Annotated in this window: 24 protein-coding genes; 22 read left to right on the plus strand and 2 right to left on the minus strand. The window is 47.4% G+C overall.

The features are described 5' to 3' along the window. The 10 genes from T502_RS05690 to T502_RS05735 form a co-directional block, all read left to right on the plus strand. Positions 1–642: archaellin/type IV pilin N-terminal domain-containing protein (locus tag T502_RS05690; protein ID WP_342665749.1), on the plus strand; the 642-nt coding region annotated here is incomplete at its 5' end. Between the two features lie 265 nt (positions 643–907). Then, positions 908–1852: a hypothetical protein gene (locus T502_RS05695; RefSeq protein ID WP_042706228.1), complete on the plus strand. Its 945-nt coding sequence runs from the start codon at positions 908–910 to the stop codon at positions 1850–1852. A gap of 75 nt (positions 1853–1927) precedes the next feature. Further along, positions 1928–2422, plus strand: coding sequence for a hypothetical protein (locus tag T502_RS05700; protein WP_042706229.1), 495 nt, complete (start codon positions 1928–1930; stop codon positions 2420–2422). 57 nt (positions 2423–2479) lie between these two features. After that, positions 2480–3007 (plus strand): hypothetical protein, encoded by a 528-nt coding sequence (locus T502_RS05705; protein WP_042706230.1) that lies wholly within the window; start codon positions 2480–2482, stop codon positions 3005–3007. After that, positions 3008–3520, plus strand: coding sequence for a hypothetical protein (locus T502_RS05710; RefSeq protein ID WP_052359203.1), 513 nt, complete (start codon positions 3008–3010; stop codon positions 3518–3520). A gap of 46 nt (positions 3521–3566) precedes the next feature. Continuing rightward, the gene (locus tag T502_RS05715) at positions 3567–4061 is read left to right on the plus strand and encodes a hypothetical protein (protein ID WP_042706231.1); all 495 of its coding nucleotides are present in this window, start codon (positions 3567–3569) and stop codon (positions 4059–4061) included. Between the two features lie 46 nt (positions 4062–4107). Next, positions 4108–4620, plus strand: a complete 513-nt coding sequence (locus tag T502_RS05720; protein WP_042706232.1) for a hypothetical protein — start codon at positions 4108–4110, stop codon at positions 4618–4620. A 1-nt stretch (position 4621) separates the two neighbouring features. After that, positions 4622–5143: a hypothetical protein gene (locus tag T502_RS08620; RefSeq protein WP_052359204.1), complete on the plus strand. Its 522-nt coding sequence runs from the start codon at positions 4622–4624 to the stop codon at positions 5141–5143. A 356-nt stretch (positions 5144–5499) separates the two neighbouring features. Further along, complete coding sequence (locus T502_RS05730; protein WP_042706233.1) at positions 5500–6501, plus strand: 5,10-methylenetetrahydromethanopterin reductase; 1002 nt, start codon at positions 5500–5502, stop codon at positions 6499–6501. A 563-nt stretch (positions 6502–7064) separates the two neighbouring features. After that, complete coding sequence (locus T502_RS05735; protein WP_042706235.1) at positions 7065–7358, plus strand: type II toxin-antitoxin system RelE family toxin; 294 nt, start codon at positions 7065–7067, stop codon at positions 7356–7358. Here T502_RS05735 and T502_RS05740 read toward each other — a convergent pair. Both T502_RS05740 and T502_RS05745 read right to left on the minus strand, forming a co-directional pair. Then, complete coding sequence (locus T502_RS05740; RefSeq protein ID WP_042706236.1) at positions 7355–7549, minus strand: hypothetical protein; 195 nt, start codon at positions 7547–7549, stop codon at positions 7355–7357. The genes T502_RS05735 and T502_RS05740 overlap by 4 nt on opposite strands. Positions 7550–7718: 169 nt before the next feature. Further along, entirely contained in the window at positions 7719–8573 is an 855-nt protein-coding gene (locus tag T502_RS05745) for a F420-dependent methylenetetrahydromethanopterin dehydrogenase (RefSeq protein ID WP_042706237.1), read from the minus strand. 141 nt (positions 8574–8714) lie between these two features. Between T502_RS05745 and T502_RS05750 the strand changes: the two genes are divergently transcribed. The 12 genes from T502_RS05750 to T502_RS05805 all read left to right on the plus strand — a co-directional run bounded on the left by T502_RS05750 (position 8715) and on the right by T502_RS05805 (position 15659). Next, positions 8715–9119, plus strand: coding sequence for a Tfx family DNA-binding protein (locus T502_RS05750; RefSeq protein ID WP_042706238.1), 405 nt, complete (start codon positions 8715–8717; stop codon positions 9117–9119). 967 nt (positions 9120–10086) lie between these two features. Further along, the gene (locus tag T502_RS05755) at positions 10087–11097 is read left to right on the plus strand and encodes a 50S ribosomal protein L3 (RefSeq protein ID WP_042706239.1); all 1011 of its coding nucleotides are present in this window, start codon (positions 10087–10089) and stop codon (positions 11095–11097) included. 6 nt (positions 11098–11103) lie between these two features. Beyond that, positions 11104–11853 carry a 50S ribosomal protein L4 gene (rpl4p, locus tag T502_RS05760; RefSeq protein ID WP_042706240.1) on the plus strand — a complete coding sequence of 250 codons (750 nt, stop codon included), beginning with the start codon at positions 11104–11106 and terminating at the stop codon, positions 11851–11853. After that, positions 11850–12098: a 50S ribosomal protein L23 gene (locus T502_RS05765; protein WP_042706242.1), complete on the plus strand. Its 249-nt coding sequence runs from the start codon at positions 11850–11852 to the stop codon at positions 12096–12098. Before rpl4p ends, T502_RS05765 begins: the two co-directional genes overlap by 4 nt. A gap of 17 nt (positions 12099–12115) precedes the next feature. Further along, positions 12116–12826 (plus strand): 50S ribosomal protein L2, encoded by a 711-nt coding sequence (locus tag T502_RS05770; protein ID WP_042706243.1) that lies wholly within the window; start codon positions 12116–12118, stop codon positions 12824–12826. A gap of 18 nt (positions 12827–12844) precedes the next feature. Then, positions 12845–13258, plus strand: a complete 414-nt coding sequence (locus T502_RS05775) for a 30S ribosomal protein S19 (RefSeq protein ID WP_042706244.1) — start codon at positions 12845–12847, stop codon at positions 13256–13258. Positions 13259–13263: 5 nt separating this feature from the next. After that, positions 13264–13725, plus strand: coding sequence for a 50S ribosomal protein L22 (locus T502_RS05780; RefSeq protein WP_042706246.1), 462 nt, complete (start codon positions 13264–13266; stop codon positions 13723–13725). A 1-nt stretch (position 13726) separates the two neighbouring features. Continuing rightward, a complete protein-coding gene (locus T502_RS05785) occupies positions 13727–14449 on the plus strand; it encodes a 30S ribosomal protein S3 (RefSeq protein WP_042706247.1) in 723 nt (240 codons plus the stop codon). A gap of 1 nt (position 14450) precedes the next feature. Continuing rightward, a complete protein-coding gene (gene rpmC / locus T502_RS05790) occupies positions 14451–14657 on the plus strand; it encodes a 50S ribosomal protein L29 (RefSeq protein WP_042706248.1) in 207 nt (68 codons plus the stop codon). Next, on the plus strand, positions 14654–14935 hold the full coding sequence (locus T502_RS05795; protein ID WP_042706249.1) for a ribonuclease P protein component 1: 282 nt from the start codon (positions 14654–14656) through the stop codon (positions 14933–14935). The genes rpmC and T502_RS05795 overlap by 4 nt, the downstream gene beginning before the upstream one ends. A gap of 2 nt (positions 14936–14937) precedes the next feature. Then, the gene (locus tag T502_RS05800) at positions 14938–15264 is read left to right on the plus strand and encodes a 30S ribosomal protein S17 (protein WP_042706250.1); all 327 of its coding nucleotides are present in this window, start codon (positions 14938–14940) and stop codon (positions 15262–15264) included. Further along, on the plus strand, positions 15261–15659 hold the full coding sequence (locus tag T502_RS05805) for a 50S ribosomal protein L14 (RefSeq protein ID WP_042706251.1): 399 nt from the start codon (positions 15261–15263) through the stop codon (positions 15657–15659). Before T502_RS05800 ends, T502_RS05805 begins: the two co-directional genes overlap by 4 nt. Positions 15660–15661: the final 2 nt, after the last annotated feature.

Here is a 15661-nt window from a genome sequence, read left to right on the forward strand (position 1 = left end):
AAGGAGATGAGAAAGATGACAAAAATATTCAATAAAGATGAAGGTTTCACCGGTCTTGAGGCTGCAATTGTCCTGATTGCATTCGTCGTCGTGGCGGCAGTCTTCTCATACGTAGTATTGGGCGCCGGTTTCTTCACAACCCAGAAAGCTCAGGAAGTAGTCTATTCCTCGGTTGATATGGCTTCCTCAAGTATGGAAGTACTTGGAAATGTTTACGGTCACGGAACAATAGTTTTAGCAAATCCTAGTGAGTCTAATATAACCGCATTAAGGTTTGTAGTCGGTTTAACCGCCGGCGGTGCACCTGTTGATCTGGCAAATACCAATCTGGTATTCAGCGGTTCAGGCGGATTAAAAGATTTGATAAGAGATTCAAGCATTAAGGCAACCGAAGAAGACGTTGTTACAGATATTGGCTCTGCAACCGCAGCTGATACCTGGTACATCATTGATATCACAAACGGTGATAAGGGTTCACTGCTTGACAACCAGAAGCAGGTTACCATCTATGCAAACTTACATGAAAAAGCAATCATGCCAAACGATGATTTCTCATTAGAGATTAAGCCGCCTGTCGGAGCAGCATATGCAATCAAGCGTAAGGCACCCGCAGGAATCAAGGAAATAAACATCCTTACATAATTGCTTAACCTTAAACCTCTTTTTTTTAGAAATTTAAAATACCAAAATTGCTTAGTATCACTGTTTTCTTCAGTTGTATAGTTTTCTTGTAAATTGTAACCGCGAGTGAAACTGAATATTAGAGCGATACTCTTATAGTAAAACTGTTCGAATTACTTCAAACAAATATCTCTTCTGAAAACTAACTTGGAAATAATATTTCCACCGCACATGACAATTGTCGAAATCAATCACTTTAAATAAGAATTGACTTATAAATATAAGTATGGCGATTAACCAGTCGCAGGTTGACCATATCATAAGTGCTGCATCTGCCGATGATCCCGAAGTAAAACTGCAAAATCTTCAGGATGAAGTCGATCTCTTAAAAAAATCCGTCAAAAAATTATTGATCGACTTAAGGGAGAGATTGAACGAGACCGAAAATCCGTTCATAGTATCCGCAATGCTTCATAATTCCGCAGATAACGCACCCCAGCTTCCGACAGTGAAGCCCGGAGATGCGAATGCGGCACAAAATTCCGAGACAACGGCGGCGGAACCTGCAAAACAAGAAGATACCAATACCAATACACAATCCGCAACGGCATCAACCGAGGTAGCCGTTCCGGGACAAACCGATTCGCTTCAAAATCCCGACGGTACGGCACAGGGCGGAATGGTGCCTGTCGGCGATAACGGCACGGGTCTGGCAATCTCGGGTGTCGGCGGCGGCAATCTGCCGGCAGATCCGAATCAGGTCATGAATCTCGCGATGCTCAAGAAGCAGATCGCCGATATCGAAAAGAATGCGATGGGTGTGCCCGATTATACCGAGCCGCAGGACAGACCAAAACTTCAGAGACTTCACAGCCTCTTCGAGTGGGTCTCCAGAATGGTGAACAAGTACGGGCATGACAGACTCCTGATAATGATTGACACCTACTGTTACATGCGCTATGTTACGGAAGATGTCAGCAAACAGGTAAAGGAGCTCTCGAAACTCATGCCGGATTCAATCGGCGCCGTTCACGAGATAAGTTCCGAGGAGTTCGTTGCCGAACTTTATGTCCTTAACCGCATTATATCGCCGGAGGACTCGTCGCTGGATCGCGAGATGATTGAGGTATTGATAGATAAGAAAGATCAGAAAGAACCCGGTCTGTTAATCCCGGATATTACCGATCAGCAGTCTGAAGAAGATTGGATTAAGATGCTCGAACGCGTCTGAGAAGATATCGCTTAAAGATATCCTTACAATATCTTCAACAAATCTTGTTTTAATACCGTATTGCTTTAATGAAAGATGGCGAGCGAAACATTCGAGGTAGCAATTTTTATCGTAACGGCAGTCGTTGCCGCCGCCATACTTGTGAGTGCGGTTTTTCCAATAGTAAATGAGGCTACGGGAACGTTTACGCAGACAGCCGCTGATGCCGATTCGAAGGAACGGACTAAGCTTACCATAGTCAATACATACTTGAGCGATTCCGATCTTAAGGTCTGGCTTAAGAATACGGGCACGGGCAGGATATCGGTTGCCGACCTGAACAAAGCGAACTTTTTCGGCGGTTCCGAGATCGTATACACCATATACAGCAGAGTAGATTCTGCGCCGTCGAATAACCAGTGGTCATACAGCATACTCTCGGGTGACACCGCGTATCTTAATCCCGGCGATACTCTTGAGATAACAGCTAAAGGCGGTTTTCCTGAGGCATCGAGCGGCGATTACGCTTACGTGAGCTTTGTTCTGCCAAACGGCGTTCGGGTCTCCGGGACATTTGCGCCTAATGTTTAAATGTCGGAAGTTAGATATTTGAAATTTGTAAATTATTGAATCAGGGAGTGATGCCGGATGTCAAATGAAACGTTCTCAGCCGCAATTTTTATCGTGACATCCATACTGGTCGCTGTCGTACTGGCAAATGCATTATTTCCCGCCGTCGTAAAATCTGTGCAGTCCTCCGAGTTGTCATCGGATTCACTGACGGGTCAGTTGAATACGCAACTGTCTCTGTCCGAGACGGTCTTTTACAACTCCGGCGATGATTCGCATCTGTTCTTCTATCTGAAAAATACGGGCCGGGACGGCATACCCTCGAATGCTTTCAATCTCTCCGAGACCTATATCGGTAATACCGGTGCTATCTTCCCGATAACCGTCAAAGTAGGCGATACGGTATCGGACATTGTCAGTGTATCAACATCCTATTACACAAGTACAGGTTCGAAAACCGGCGACAGACTTGAAAAAGGTGAGATACTGTGCATTCACGTAACGGCTCCGAAGGATCTTGTTAAGGTCAACAGCGGCGATAAGGTCTACTTCTCGATGACGCTTCCAAACCGTTATACCCTCTCGCAGACATTCACGGTGAAGTAAATGTCAAGCGAATCCATTACAACCGCCATCATACTGATAACGGTTCTTATCAGCGCAGGTATCTTTTTCAGTGCGTTTATTCCGGCAATCATGGATTCATCCTCGACTCAGATTGAGTCCGCATCGCTTGAGAGCGAGAGGCTGCTTACCGATATGACCGTTACGATGACGCATGCAAAAGACGGCGAGGGCGTTGCATATATCCGGCTTAAGAACAGCGGCATATTGCGGCTCAGCACTGCATCACTCGAGCAGTCCGATGTCTTTGCGGGCACGGTATCCGATTTCGAGAGGCTTGAATATCAGAAGAGCGGAGAACTCGGTAACGGCAGATGGAGATACGAGATAATATCGCCCGATGCCCCCAACGATTATCTCGACAGAAAAGAGACGCTTCTCATAACGCTGAAGAGCACTAAACTTCCGAATGCCGGCGGCAGCGCATATTTCAGAACGGTGCTCTCAAACGGCTATGAGATAACCAAACTTTTTGAGGTATTGGAAAATGTTTGAGGTACCCTGGAATATTTGAGGGCAGAGAGAGCGGGAGGAGAGAAGAATGGGAAATGCAACTATCGTGGCGGCGGCGTTTGCGCTGATAATCCTTGTAATTATCGCGTATTTCCTTGGCGGCATCATACTCACGACTGGCGAGGTGGTTGATGCGGCAAAGAAGGAGCAGGTCAATTTCATGGAGGAGAAGCAGAGGACGGCCTTAAAGATAACTAATGTAACGCAGGATCTGTTCGGAAGCAGTATTTATGCGATTGTGGAGAATACGGGAGGCATCATTCTCTCGGATTATCCTTATTGGGATGTATATACCCGCGACATTCGTAATAATGCGCCGGTAAGCTACAGATACAATTCATCGGGAGAGCCGCTTGAGAATGAGTGGAGTTATGTATGGATAAAACCCGATATGATCAATCCCGGTCAGCTTAACCCTTCCGAGAGCATGAATATCTCGATACATGTGCCTGCGGGCTCATTCATGCCGAGATGGGTTAAGGTTGTCGTTCCGAACGGAATCGGTGCAGAAACAAACATATAGGCGCTGTAATATTATCTAATATTAAAGATACGGGAGGCTGTAGGGAATGTCAAGTGAAACGATAACGTCCGCAATTTTTCTTATAACGGCAGTGCTTGCGCTTGCAATCCTTGTGAACGCATTCTTTCCCGTAATGCATCAGACCGCTTCCACATTCTCCGATTCCGCGGATTCGGTCGGGGATGCGATAGGCAGCGGGATTAAGGTAACATATGCATATATCTATTCAGCGCAGTCTCAGGGCGAAGCATATGTCTTCATAAAAAATGTCGGGTCGGAGAGGATAAGCAAAAGGTCGCTTGATTCCGCGGAGGTCTTCGTGGAATCTCCCAACGGCGCCGTGAGAGTCCCCCGTGCGGATACGGCATCGTCGAATCAGTGGCAGTATCGTGCATATGACAATTCGGTGATTAATAACTGGCTGTTGCCGGGGGAGACCCTGCGTGTCGTGATTAAATCCGATAATCTTCACGACACCGTCGGAAAGGAGGATACAATCACTTTTGCGCTTCCGAACGGCATAAGCACGAAGATTACCGCATCGGCGGGAGGCTACTGAAATGAGCAGTGCATCGGTTATAGGAACGGCAATATCTCTGGTTCTTCTGACCGTCCTTGCCTATCTCATGATTGGCATAGTCTTTACAACTTCGGAGACGGTCTCGGCAGTGCAGTCCCAGCAGGTTAATGCTCTGGAGGACAGACTCATGACTTCAATAAGTATAGTCAATACATCCCTGTCGCGATACGCCGGAGATTATTCGGAGATATATGCGGAGGTCGAAAATACCGGAAAGACGACGCTTTCGAACTTTAAGGACTGGGATGTGATAGTCAAAGTTGCCTCTCCCATGCTTCAGGTTGAGCCGAAGGTATGTATGTACAATAATAATTCCGCAGCCAACCGCTGGAACTGCGTCATAATACCCGACCTGTTAAGCCCCGGTCAGCTTAATCCCGGGGAGGTCATGAATATGTCCATAAGAATAGAGGATATCGATGCAGACCCGGGTTCGACACGCATGCTTCATATCACGACACCCAACGGAGTCTCGGCATCCGCATATGTCAAAGCACCTTAAATCAAAGTACCTTTCACAAACGTAATTTTTTACGGGTAAAAACGGGTTTTAAATTTTATTTATGATATTTCGCTTTGAAGAGCGCACATTTTTTTTGAAAATCATGCGGGTTAATTTTAACGGCATAACGGTTCCGACCCGACAAAGTATCAAATAACAGTTTTTTTGAGTCGGAAAACCTTAATTTATCGCAGCGTCATATCGTGATGCCGGTTGGTGCAAACTTCTGTAAAGGCGTTATTTTTTGAAAAACACGGTAATACTGCCTTATATGTCGGGGTGTAACCGCCGAAAAACAATCAAATGATAATGTTTTTAAGTCTGCCAAAATAACTATCTGTTGAGGTGAATTTACCTTGAGTTATGGAATAGAATTCGTACCAGGAAATATTTCCGTTAAGGAAGTCGTAAAATACTGTAAACTTGCAGAGAGCAAAGACATTGACTTTGCATGGATTACAAACCACTATAACAACCGCCACTGCTACCCGACACTTGCGGCAATCGCTCAGGCAACTGAGAGCCTCAAGATGGGTCCGGGTATCATGAACACATTCACCGATACACCGGCGGCAATCGCATCATTCATGTGTACACTCAACGAGATTTCGGACGGACGTGCGGCACTCGGTATCGGACCCGGTGACCTTTCAACACTCCCGAAACTCGCAATCAACCCCGTTAAACCCGTTGCCCGCTTAAGAGAAGGTGTCCTCCAGTTCAAGGCACTCACAGCAGGTGAGGAAGTTAAGAAGAACGGCAAGTTCGAGTTCTTCGACTACGACGGCGCAAAACTCACAGGTGTTACACTGCCGGCAAAGAAGAAGCAGATTCCGGTTTACATCGGTGCACAGGGACCCAAGATGCTCGAGCTCGCAGGAGAGATCGGAGAGGGAGCACTTATCAACGCATCCAACCCGAAGGACTACGAGGTCGCAATCCCGACAATCAAAGCGGCATGCGACAAAGTCGACGAGAAGAAGTTCAAGAAGTTCGATGTAGGAGCATACACCGCAACCTCAATCGACCGCGATGAGAAGAAGGCACGCAACGCAGCAAAGATCGTTGCCGCATTCATCGCCGCAGGTTCACCCCCGGCACTTCTCCAGCGCCACGGTCTTGACGAGGCAAACGTTGCAAAGATTAAGGACGCACTTGCACGCTTTGACTTCGGTGCGGTCGGCGGTCTCGTCGGCGACAAAGAGATCGATGCATTCACAATTGCAGGTACACCCGAGATGATCAAAGAGAAGTGCGACAACCTCAAGAAGGCAGGCGTCACTCAGATTATCTTCGGTTCACCACTCGGTCCTGACATGACCAACTCAATCAGACTCCTCGGCAAATACGTCGTATAAGTCTGAAAAATAAAATATTTTTTTCATTTTCTTTTTTCATTCCGGCGCGGACAGCCGTTAGGCAACCGTTATGCTACAGCCGTGCTGTGACTGCGTGATGCGGTCGCTGTTTTCGAAAGCCGTGTCTCCTTTAATGCCGGCAGAGATGCTTACGGAATATTACTTCGGGTAAAATTGATTCGGATATATTTTGATTCGGATAAATGCGGTTATATTGTTAAAAATCAGAAAAGAGGTTATATTATGAATCTGTCTCCGGATTCGTCTTATGAGTAAAGCGTTTCTTATTCGACTGTCATGACTTCGTCTAAAGCATTACTGTTATTATTGATATTATTGGCTGCTTTGATGTCCCTCCCATGTGTGTTTATCGACTCACGACCGGTGCGGCGCGAATGAATTTCATTATATACCGCGTCATATATATCCGAATATTCCATATTATTTTCTTATAACGTATATTTCATAATCTTTCTGGTCGTAGCAACAGACGGGCTCGCGGCTTGATTGTAATTCTATATAAAGTCTACAGTGTGATTAATGATCTGTCGGGGTGATATAAAATGACCTCACCTGAAATCAAAAACAGTGTTGAGAAGTATCTAAAAAAGAATCCGTCGATTAAAAAGGAGATAATTGATAAAATCGAGAAATGTCTCGATGAATATCTGTTCGTAAGTCTGAATACCTGCAATAAACATGAATTAAAAGGGAATTGTAAAGGTTTTTGGCGGTTACATGTTCCGCATGATCATGTTGTGATATATGTTATTGAGGGGCAGCGACCTGACAGATATGCAAGTGTCTTAAAAATAATGACTGAAAAAGAGTATCATAATTGGGTTCAATCATGTTAAAGACCCAATCTTGATTTAACTTCCGGAAGTCTGCTGCCCTTTTCTTTTCGTAACTGTTCCAACTCTTCCCTGATATTGCATTTTTCGACCGGTTTGAGCTCCCTCATTATTGTTTTTGATATTGCCTCACGTCCGATGCGGCGGGAATAGAGTTCGTTATAGACGACATCGGAGACGACTAAAGTTTTCATAGTATCTTCTTATCTTTGAGATCTCATAATCTTTCTGTCCGGAAAAAATCAGAAAAAAATCCGAGACGAAATTCAATACGACAATGCGGCAGGTCTGTCTTATGGAAATGACGGATAATTCGGAAATGCGCTGAAAAACGCCGGAAAAAAAGAAAGTTATAAATTTTATTTATGCCTGCTTGCCCCAGGGCTTGGAGATAAGCTGCTTCTTCTCGACAATTACACCGTCGCCCATGTGAGGCTTTCTGATGACACCGTCGCATCCCTTCTCGATCTCACGTGCTTCATCACAGAGGATCATTGCCGCACGCATCATCTCGTGTGCCGATGCAACGATTGGTGTGTAGTTCTCATGTCCCTTTGTCATGAAACAGCCCTTGACGTTTACGCCGGCAACTGCCTGTGCAATCTCGTATGCTGCACGTGCTTTTGCGTATGCGTAGGGGTTTGTGAACTCTCCCTCAACAGCCTTGTCGGATGTCATGACGATCTTCGGAAGCTCGAGAGCTGCGCCCTTCTTGCCTGCCTTGACCTGGTCGATGACTGCATCGATTGCAAGCTGCATCTTTCTGAATGCACCCGTAACAGTAAGAACTTTTACAAGGTTACCGTTGTAGTCTGCCATCTCAACAGGGTCAAGGAACTCGCGGCGTGCACCGATCATTGAGTCTGCCTTCATGATGATGTATCCGAATGAGGACTCTTTGAGTGCCGCAAAGTCGTCTTTCTTTGTTGTGATATCATCGGTGATTACGATACACGGGATACCTGCAGCCGCAAGTTCCTCGCGTGCACCCTTGGGTCCGGGAAGAACGCCGTTCGGTGAGACAACGATACAGAAGTCGGGTCCCCATGCTTTCATGTTGGAGACAACACGCTCAATATCTTCGGGCTGAAGCTTTGTTCCGCTTGTTGCCATGAATGTCTGCATGTCTTCACGGTCTGCACGCTCATCAAGGAGCAGTTCACCCATAACACCGCTGGCAATGTTACCGAGTTTTGCAATTCCTACTTTAACTACCATATTCTATACCTCTCATTATGAGAACATTTTAAATTCATCCGTGTTACTAATAAACATTTTGAAACTGATTCGAAAGTACGCAATGTCCCGATTACTGTTAAATGAAAATGTTTAAAATTATTCAAAGATATAATACTGTTAATGAAAGAAAACCTCCTGACGGATCGCCAGAAAGAAGTCCTGAGATACCGCAAACAGGGACTTACCCAGCAACAGATAGCCGATCTTATAAATACATCCAAGGCAAACGTCTGCACAATCGAAAAGGCGGCGCAGGAAAACATCAAGAAAGCACGGGATACGCTCGAATTTCTCTATACTCTCGACGCCAATCACCTCTGTACGATAAAGGAGGGGACGGATTTCATAGTCGCCGCAAAGGAAATCTTCAACGAAGCCGAGAAGATGGGGATAAAGGTGCGCTATGATACCATCTCACTCATAAATCGTATGCGCGATTCAAACCCCGAACGTTTCCGCGCACGCTATATCCGCGAGGACATCGAGGTCTACATCAACGGCGACGGCGAGGTATACTTCAACTGATTATTCAAACGTATCTGTATATCTCCTTTTATATCTCCGATTTTTCGTTTTTTTTGTTTTCTATTATGTTTATTTATGTTTTTGCTTCGGCATCTCGGGTATATGCAAAAAGGCGTCAAAGGGTTTTGTTCACTCACCCGCGGCTGAAAACTTCCCATTTTTACGCGGTCAAATATGTATTCTTTATATATGATTAATGCGAATATTTAGAGAACCGTTATAAGAAATACCACTGTCTGCACCTGTAAACGGGACGCATAAGGCGTTCGTTTGACTTGTGTCGGCAGAATTCTTCTTGTAATGTGGTTGCCCGGGATGGCTCGCAACAAAGTTGCGAAGTGCTTTCCGGTGATTGCCGAGATAGTAGGTCACACAAAATTCCGACGGGAATTTACAAGTGTGACGGGCTGACAACGTAGGATCTGATTAATGCGCCCAAGGGTGGACAGATGCGGATGTGCATCGGGCCCTTTCTTAAAGGCACAAGTGTCTTAAAAGAGCGCAAATTACTGGTCAGAATCTGTTTGAGAGACGTGATACAAAGATCGGTCTGCAAAGTTAACATGCAGACGGGTCTTGGGAATATTAATTCCAAGGCAATGCGAGGCAAAGTCAGTTTGGTCTGAATACCAAGTATTGTGCCCTGAAATTACACGGATATTTCAGGTTCGAAAAAAGACCGACGAAGACCGTCTGTTACACCCAAAAATGTCCGAATTATCTTTCGATACCGAAATTCGCATAAATACGGCATGACGCCCTCTGTGATGCGAAAAACAACGGAAAAACGAAACAGGATATTCGGAATCTCGGAAAACGAATCGATGCAAAAGCCCAATGAACGTAAAATCCTTTGAAAAAAGTGATTGTTTAACAAAAACCGTTTACGGCTTATGGCAGAGTAATCGTGAAGAAAATTCATGATTTAATGCAAAAACTATCAGCAAGATTTAGGATTGATTGAAAGATGGTCGAAATAACCAGGCCGCGCAGAGGATCACTTGCATACAGCCCCCGCAAGAGAGCAAAAAGCCAGGTACCTAAGTACAAATCCTGGCCCGAATACGAAGGGGAGCCGAAACTGCAGGGATTTGCCGGATACAAAGCGGGAATGACTCATATCATAATGGTTGATGACAGAAAAACCAGCCCGAGTGTTGGTAAGGACATCACCGTACCGGTAACGGTAATTGAAGTTCCGCCCATGAAGGTAGTTGCAGTGCGTGCATACTGTGCAGACACATACGGAAGCCATGCATTCTCGGAAGTATGGTCAGAAAATGTGGATTCAGCACTTTCTGAGCGCATAACAGCACCCAAGAAGAACAACCCGGAGAGCGTCGAGAAGATTCGTGCAGCAATTGCGGCAGGAACCGTCACCGATATCTTCGCACTTATGTACACACAGCCGGTAATGCTTACGGGCGTACCCAAGAAGGTCCCGGACCTTATGGAAGTGCGCGTTGCAGGCGGCGACATGGCAGCACGCTTTGACTTCGCACTCGGATTATTCGGTGCGGATATCGATATCGAATCAATATCGACACTCGGTCAGTATGTCGACGTTACCGCAGTTACGACTGGTAAAGGAACAAACGGTCCCGTAAAGCTGTGGGGAACGCCGCTGAGAAAGAGCAAGCACTCACGTCAGGGCAAGTTACGTCACATCGGTAACCTCGGTCCGTGGCACCCGCACCATGTCAGGTGGCAGGTTCCGCAGATGGGTCAGATGGGATACCACCAGAGAACCGAGTTCAACAAGCGCATTCTCAAGGTCAGCACATCCCCCGAAGAGATTAACCCCGAAGGCGGTTTCGTAAAATACGGTCTCGTAAGAGGCAAGTACATCGCTATTAAAGGCTCGGTTCCGGGACCCAACAAGCGTCTCATAAGAATCAGACCCGCAATACGCAACAACGAAGCAAACGATCTCGTACCGGTAGTCAGCTACGTCAGTACAAAGAGCAAGCAGGGATGATCTGAGATGAAAGCACAGATTAAATCAGTTGACGGAAAAGTTGCGGGCGAAATTGAACTTCCGGCAGTCTTCAGCGAGACATACCGTCCGGACCTCATTAAGAACGCAGTACTGGCAATTCAGAGCACCCGTTACCAGCCACACGGAACAAACCCGTATGCAGGTATCAGAACATCTGCAAGATCATGGGGTAGCGGTCGCGGCGAAGCCAAAGTCCCAAGAATAGCAAACGGTTCAAGAGCCGCACGCGTACCTCAGGCAGTAGGCGGTCGTGCAGCACATCCTCCCAAAGTAGAGAAGATACTTGTCCGCAAGATGAACAAGAAGGAAATGAGAAAGGCAATCAGGTCGGCAGTAGCCGCGACCACAATGGAAGAGCTTGTTCTCGCACGCGGACACAAATTCGAAGGAACACTTCCGTTCGTCTTCGAAGACAATTTTGAGACACTTACACAGACTAAGGAGATAGTCGCGGCTCTCAAGGCAAACGGTCTTTACGCGGATGTCGAGCGTTCATCCGTATCAAGAAAGATTCGTGCGGGACGCGGAAAGTTACGCGGACGCCGCTACAAGAGCAGAAAGAGTATCCTTATCGTAACCGCGGAAAAGCCGCTTCGTGCAGCCGCAAACCTTGCGGGCGTCGACGTCGTAAGCATCTACGACCTTAACGCAGAGCACCTTGCACCCGGAACACAGGCGGGAAGACTCACAATCTGGACGGTTTCGGCTATCAACAGAATGGAGGAAGTCCAATGATCATAAAATACCCGTATATCTCTGAAAAAGCATCCAGAGGTTTGGAGTTCAACGGCAAACTTCAGTTCATTGTTGACAACAAAGCATCAAAAGCCGAAATTGCCAAGGAAGTCGAGAGAATGTTCGACACAAAAGTCGTCGACGTAAAGACACTCATGACAATGAAGGGCGTCAAGAAGGCAATTGTCTCCTTTAAGGACGAGAAAGCAGGCGAGGAGATCCTCAGCAGACTCGGAGTAATGTAGATCACAGGTGATGAAATATGGGAAAACGAATCATATCACAGAACCGCGGACGCGGCGGACCGACATACCGTGCACCGTCACATCTCTATAAAGCGGAACTTAAACACCCGGGATACGTTACTGAGACTATTCGCGGAAAGATTATCGACATCGAGCACGATCCTGCAAGACACGCGCCTATCGCCAAGGTCGAACTTGAGTCCGGCGAGAAGATTTACATGCTTGTAACCGAAGGCATGGGAGTCGGCGAGGCTGTCGCATGGGGACCCGAGGCCGAGGTCAAGAACGGAAACACCCTTAAAATGAACGATATCCCCATCGGAGCATACGTATGCAATGTCGAGGCAAGACCCAATGACGGCGGAAAATTCATCCGTGCATCGGGTGTTCAGGCACAGATCATAGGCAAGACCGAGGGACGTGTCGGTATCAAGATGCCGAGCGGCAAGAACAAGTGGTTCAGCGGCGACTGTCGTGCAACCGTAGGCATTGTTGCAGGCGGCGGCAGAGGCGAGAAGCCCTTCCTCAAGGCAGGTAAGAAGTACCACAAGATGAAGACCCAGGCAACCAAGTGGCCGAGATCCAAGGCTGTCTGTATGAACGTCATCGACCACCCGTTCGGTGGCGGAGGACACCAGCACTGCGGTCGTCCGAAGACGGTTTCGCGCGGAACATCTCCGGGAAGAAAGGTCGGTTCAATCGCCGCAAGACAGACAGGAAGAAAGTAATAAAGGGGTGCAGGTAAAATGGCAAAAAAACAGCAGAAGAAGTTGCCGAGGCGAAAAGAAGAGTTCACCTATCACGGCTACAAGATTGAAGAACTTCAGCAGATGAATATTACCGAGCTTCTCCCGATCATGCCTTCGAGAGCACGCAGGAAGATTAACCGCGGATTTACGGAAGGACATGAGAAGCTTCTTGCTGAGTTCAGAGCAGGCAATGACCGTATCAGAACCCATCTCCGTGACATGGTAATTCTGCCCGAGATGGTCGGTAAGGAAGTTGAGATCCACAACGGAAAAGAGTTCGTCAAAGTCGAGTTACAGCCCGAGGCTGTATTCATGTACTTCGGCGAGTTCGCACTGACAAGAAAACGCGTCAGCCATGGAAGTGCCGGTATCGGTGCAACCAGGTCCAGTAAATTCGTCCCACTGAAGTGATTTAAATGGCAAGAACAGGTTATTCACTTAAGATGGACGGCGAGAAACTCGCACGTGCAAAGGCAAACGAGCTTCCGTGCTCACCGAAGCATTCCATCGAGATCTGCAGGTTCATCAAAGGCAAGAACACGAAGAAGGCAATCGCTTATCTCGAGGACGTTATTGCTCTTAAGAAGGCAATTCCGTTCAAGAGATTCAACATGGATGTTGCTCACAAGCGCGGTCTCGAAGGCTGGGATGCCGGAAGATATCCGGTAAAGGCATCGGAGTACTTTGTAAAGCTCTTACAGTCCGTTGAGAAGAACGCGGAATACAGCGGTCTTGACACCGAGAAACTCGAGATCGTTGTTGCAAGCGCAAACAGAGGCAGAAGACAGCGCGGTATCTTCCCGCGTGCAATGGGAAGAGCCACTCCGAAATATGCCGAATCGGTAAATGTTGAGATTGTTGTAAGAGAGGCGGATTAAGATGGCAATAGAGAGAAGATTTGTTGAGAACGGCATTCGCAGTGCACGTGTCGAGCAGTATCTTGCAAAGGAACTCAAGAGAGCGGGATACGGCGGCATGGACATGGCACGCACACCTCTCGGAACGCAGGTCACAATCTTTGCGGAGAAGCCGGGTATCGTTATCGGTAAGGGCGGTAAGGTCGTAAGAGACATTACAACGGCTCTTCAGAACGAGTACGGAATCGATGCACCGCAGATTGAGGTTCAGCAGGTTGAGAATCCGGCATTCAACGCACAGATTATGGCGGAGCGCCTTGCAAACTCGCTTGAGCGCGGCTGGTACTTCAGAAAGGCGGGAACGAGCATTCTCCGCCGCGTCATGGAATCCGGCGGTCTCGGATGCGAGGTTATCATCTCGGGTAAACTCACGGGTGCACGTTCGCGTGTTCAGAAGTTCACCGAAGGATACATCAAGCACTCCGGTGAGCCCAGCGAGACCATCGTCGACAGCGGTTATGCAATCGCTATCAAGAAGCTCGGTGTAATCGGCTGTCAGGTCAAGATTGTTCCGCCCGGAGCACAGCTTCCTGACCACTTTGAGATAATCGAGTCTGACAAGAAGGGCGAGAAAGGCGCAAAGCACGCATTTTCCGCAGAAGATCTCTCCGAGGATGCACTCGGCAAGGAGATAGACGCTGAGATGGAAGCGGCAGAGGACGTGCCTGAAGAGGAGGACTTCTGAGATGGCAGTTTTCCGTGCGTCAGAAGTTGCCCAGTTCAGCGATGTTGAACTTAAGGAGCAGCTCGACAAACTCAAGCTCGAACTTATTCAGGATCTCGGCAAGGTCAGCGCCGGCGGTGCGCACGAGAACCCCGGACATATCCGCGAGGTTAAGCGCACAATCGCCCGTATTAAGACCGAGCAGAATAAGAGGAGAAATCAGGCTTGATTACGCCTCGGAATGTATGCAGGCATGAACTGCTGGGGCTGAAGACCTTCGTCTTCTCCTCAACCAATCCTAATCAGGTAGGTATCTGCGGTTTAATCGTCGACGAGACGAAGAACATGCTTGTTATCAGTTCCGAATCAGGTCTTAAGAAAGTGCAGAAGAAGGGCGCGGCATTTGACATCACGCTTCCAGATGAGACTCGGATAAGAGTTGATGGATCAGTGTTGGTTATGCAGCCTGAGAAGAGAATCAGCATGCGAATCAAAAATCTGAGGTAAATATGGCAAGAAACATTGGGTTAAACGTCAAAGTTCCCGAGAAGGAATGCAATGACGTAAACTGTCCATTCCACGGCACTTTACCGGTACGCGGCCAGGTGATTACCGGTAAGGTCGTGAGTGACCGTATGCAGGGATCCGTTGTAGTATCAAGGGATTACCTGCACTACGTGAAGAAATACAAACGTTACGAGAAACGTTCGTCAAAGCTTCACGCACACAACCCCTCATGCATTGGTGCAAAGCTCGGTGACACGGTTAAGATTGCCGAGTGCAGACCAATCTCCAAGACAAAGACATTTGTGGTCATCGAGGTGACTGAGGAATGAAAGCGAAACAGTCACGAACACCGCGAGCATTGCAGACAGGTTCAAGGATGACCTGCGCTGACAACACGGGTGCACGCGTTGTTCAGATTGTGTCGGTCAACATCTATCACGGTGTTCGCCGCCGCCAGCCTAAACTCGGTCTCGGTGACATGGCAATCGTCAGTGTCAAGAAGGGTACTCCCGAGATGCGCCGCAAACTCGAAAAAGCGGTCGTAATCAGGCAGAGAAAAGAAATAAGAAGAATCAGCGGACTCCGTCTTACATTTGAGGACAATGCAATGGTCATTACAAATGAGCGCGGTGAGCCTAAGGGAACAGAGATTAAAGGACCTGTTGCCCGTGAAGTTGCTGAGCGTTTCCCCAAGATCGGCTCAATGGCAACCATCATCGTATGAGG

Origin of the sequence: Methanomicrobium mobile BP (assembly GCF_000711215.1) — an archaeon.
Classification (GTDB): Archaea; Halobacteriota; Methanomicrobia; order Methanomicrobiales; family Methanomicrobiaceae; genus Methanomicrobium; species Methanomicrobium mobile.

Bases quoted from the DNA above. Each gene is read 5' to 3' on its own strand.
- T502_RS05695 (WP_042706228.1), top strand. From the start codon at position 908: ATGGCGATTAACCAGTCGCAGGTTGACCATATCATAAGTGCTGCATCT.
- T502_RS05700 (WP_042706229.1), top strand. From the start codon at position 1,928: ATGGCGAGCGAAACATTCGAGGTAGCAATTTTTATCGTAACGGCAGTC.
- T502_RS05705 (WP_042706230.1), top strand. From the start codon at position 2,480: ATGTCAAATGAAACGTTCTCAGCCGCAATTTTTATCGTGACATCCATA.
- T502_RS05710 (WP_052359203.1), top strand. From the start codon at position 3,008: ATGTCAAGCGAATCCATTACAACCGCCATCATACTGATAACGGTTCTT.
- T502_RS05715 (WP_042706231.1), top strand. From the start codon at position 3,567: ATGGGAAATGCAACTATCGTGGCGGCGGCGTTTGCGCTGATAATCCTT.
- T502_RS05720 (WP_042706232.1), top strand. From the start codon at position 4,108: ATGTCAAGTGAAACGATAACGTCCGCAATTTTTCTTATAACGGCAGTG.
- T502_RS08620 (WP_052359204.1), top strand. From the start codon at position 4,622: ATGAGCAGTGCATCGGTTATAGGAACGGCAATATCTCTGGTTCTTCTG.
- T502_RS05735 (WP_042706235.1), top strand. From the start codon at position 7,065: ATGACCTCACCTGAAATCAAAAACAGTGTTGAGAAGTATCTAAAAAAG.
- T502_RS05740 (WP_042706236.1), bottom strand. From the start codon at position 7,549: ATGAAAACTTTAGTCGTCTCCGATGTCGTCTATAACGAACTCTATTCC.
- T502_RS05745 (WP_042706237.1), bottom strand. From the start codon at position 8,573: ATGGTAGTTAAAGTAGGAATTGCAAAACTCGGTAACATTGCCAGCGGT.
- T502_RS05750 (WP_042706238.1), top strand. From the start codon at position 8,715: ATGAAAGAAAACCTCCTGACGGATCGCCAGAAAGAAGTCCTGAGATAC.
- T502_RS05755 (WP_042706239.1), top strand. From the start codon at position 10,087: ATGGTCGAAATAACCAGGCCGCGCAGAGGATCACTTGCATACAGCCCC.
- rpl4p (WP_042706240.1), top strand. From the start codon at position 11,104: ATGAAAGCACAGATTAAATCAGTTGACGGAAAAGTTGCGGGCGAAATT.
- T502_RS05765 (WP_042706242.1), top strand. From the start codon at position 11,850: ATGATCATAAAATACCCGTATATCTCTGAAAAAGCATCCAGAGGTTTG.
- T502_RS05770 (WP_042706243.1), top strand. From the start codon at position 12,116: ATGGGAAAACGAATCATATCACAGAACCGCGGACGCGGCGGACCGACA.
- T502_RS05775 (WP_042706244.1), top strand. From the start codon at position 12,845: ATGGCAAAAAAACAGCAGAAGAAGTTGCCGAGGCGAAAAGAAGAGTTC.
- T502_RS05780 (WP_042706246.1), top strand. From the start codon at position 13,264: ATGGCAAGAACAGGTTATTCACTTAAGATGGACGGCGAGAAACTCGCA.
- T502_RS05785 (WP_042706247.1), top strand. From the start codon at position 13,727: ATGGCAATAGAGAGAAGATTTGTTGAGAACGGCATTCGCAGTGCACGT.
- rpmC (WP_042706248.1), top strand. From the start codon at position 14,451: ATGGCAGTTTTCCGTGCGTCAGAAGTTGCCCAGTTCAGCGATGTTGAA.
- T502_RS05800 (WP_042706250.1), top strand. From the start codon at position 14,938: ATGGCAAGAAACATTGGGTTAAACGTCAAAGTTCCCGAGAAGGAATGC.
- T502_RS05805 (WP_042706251.1), top strand. From the start codon at position 15,261: ATGAAAGCGAAACAGTCACGAACACCGCGAGCATTGCAGACAGGTTCA.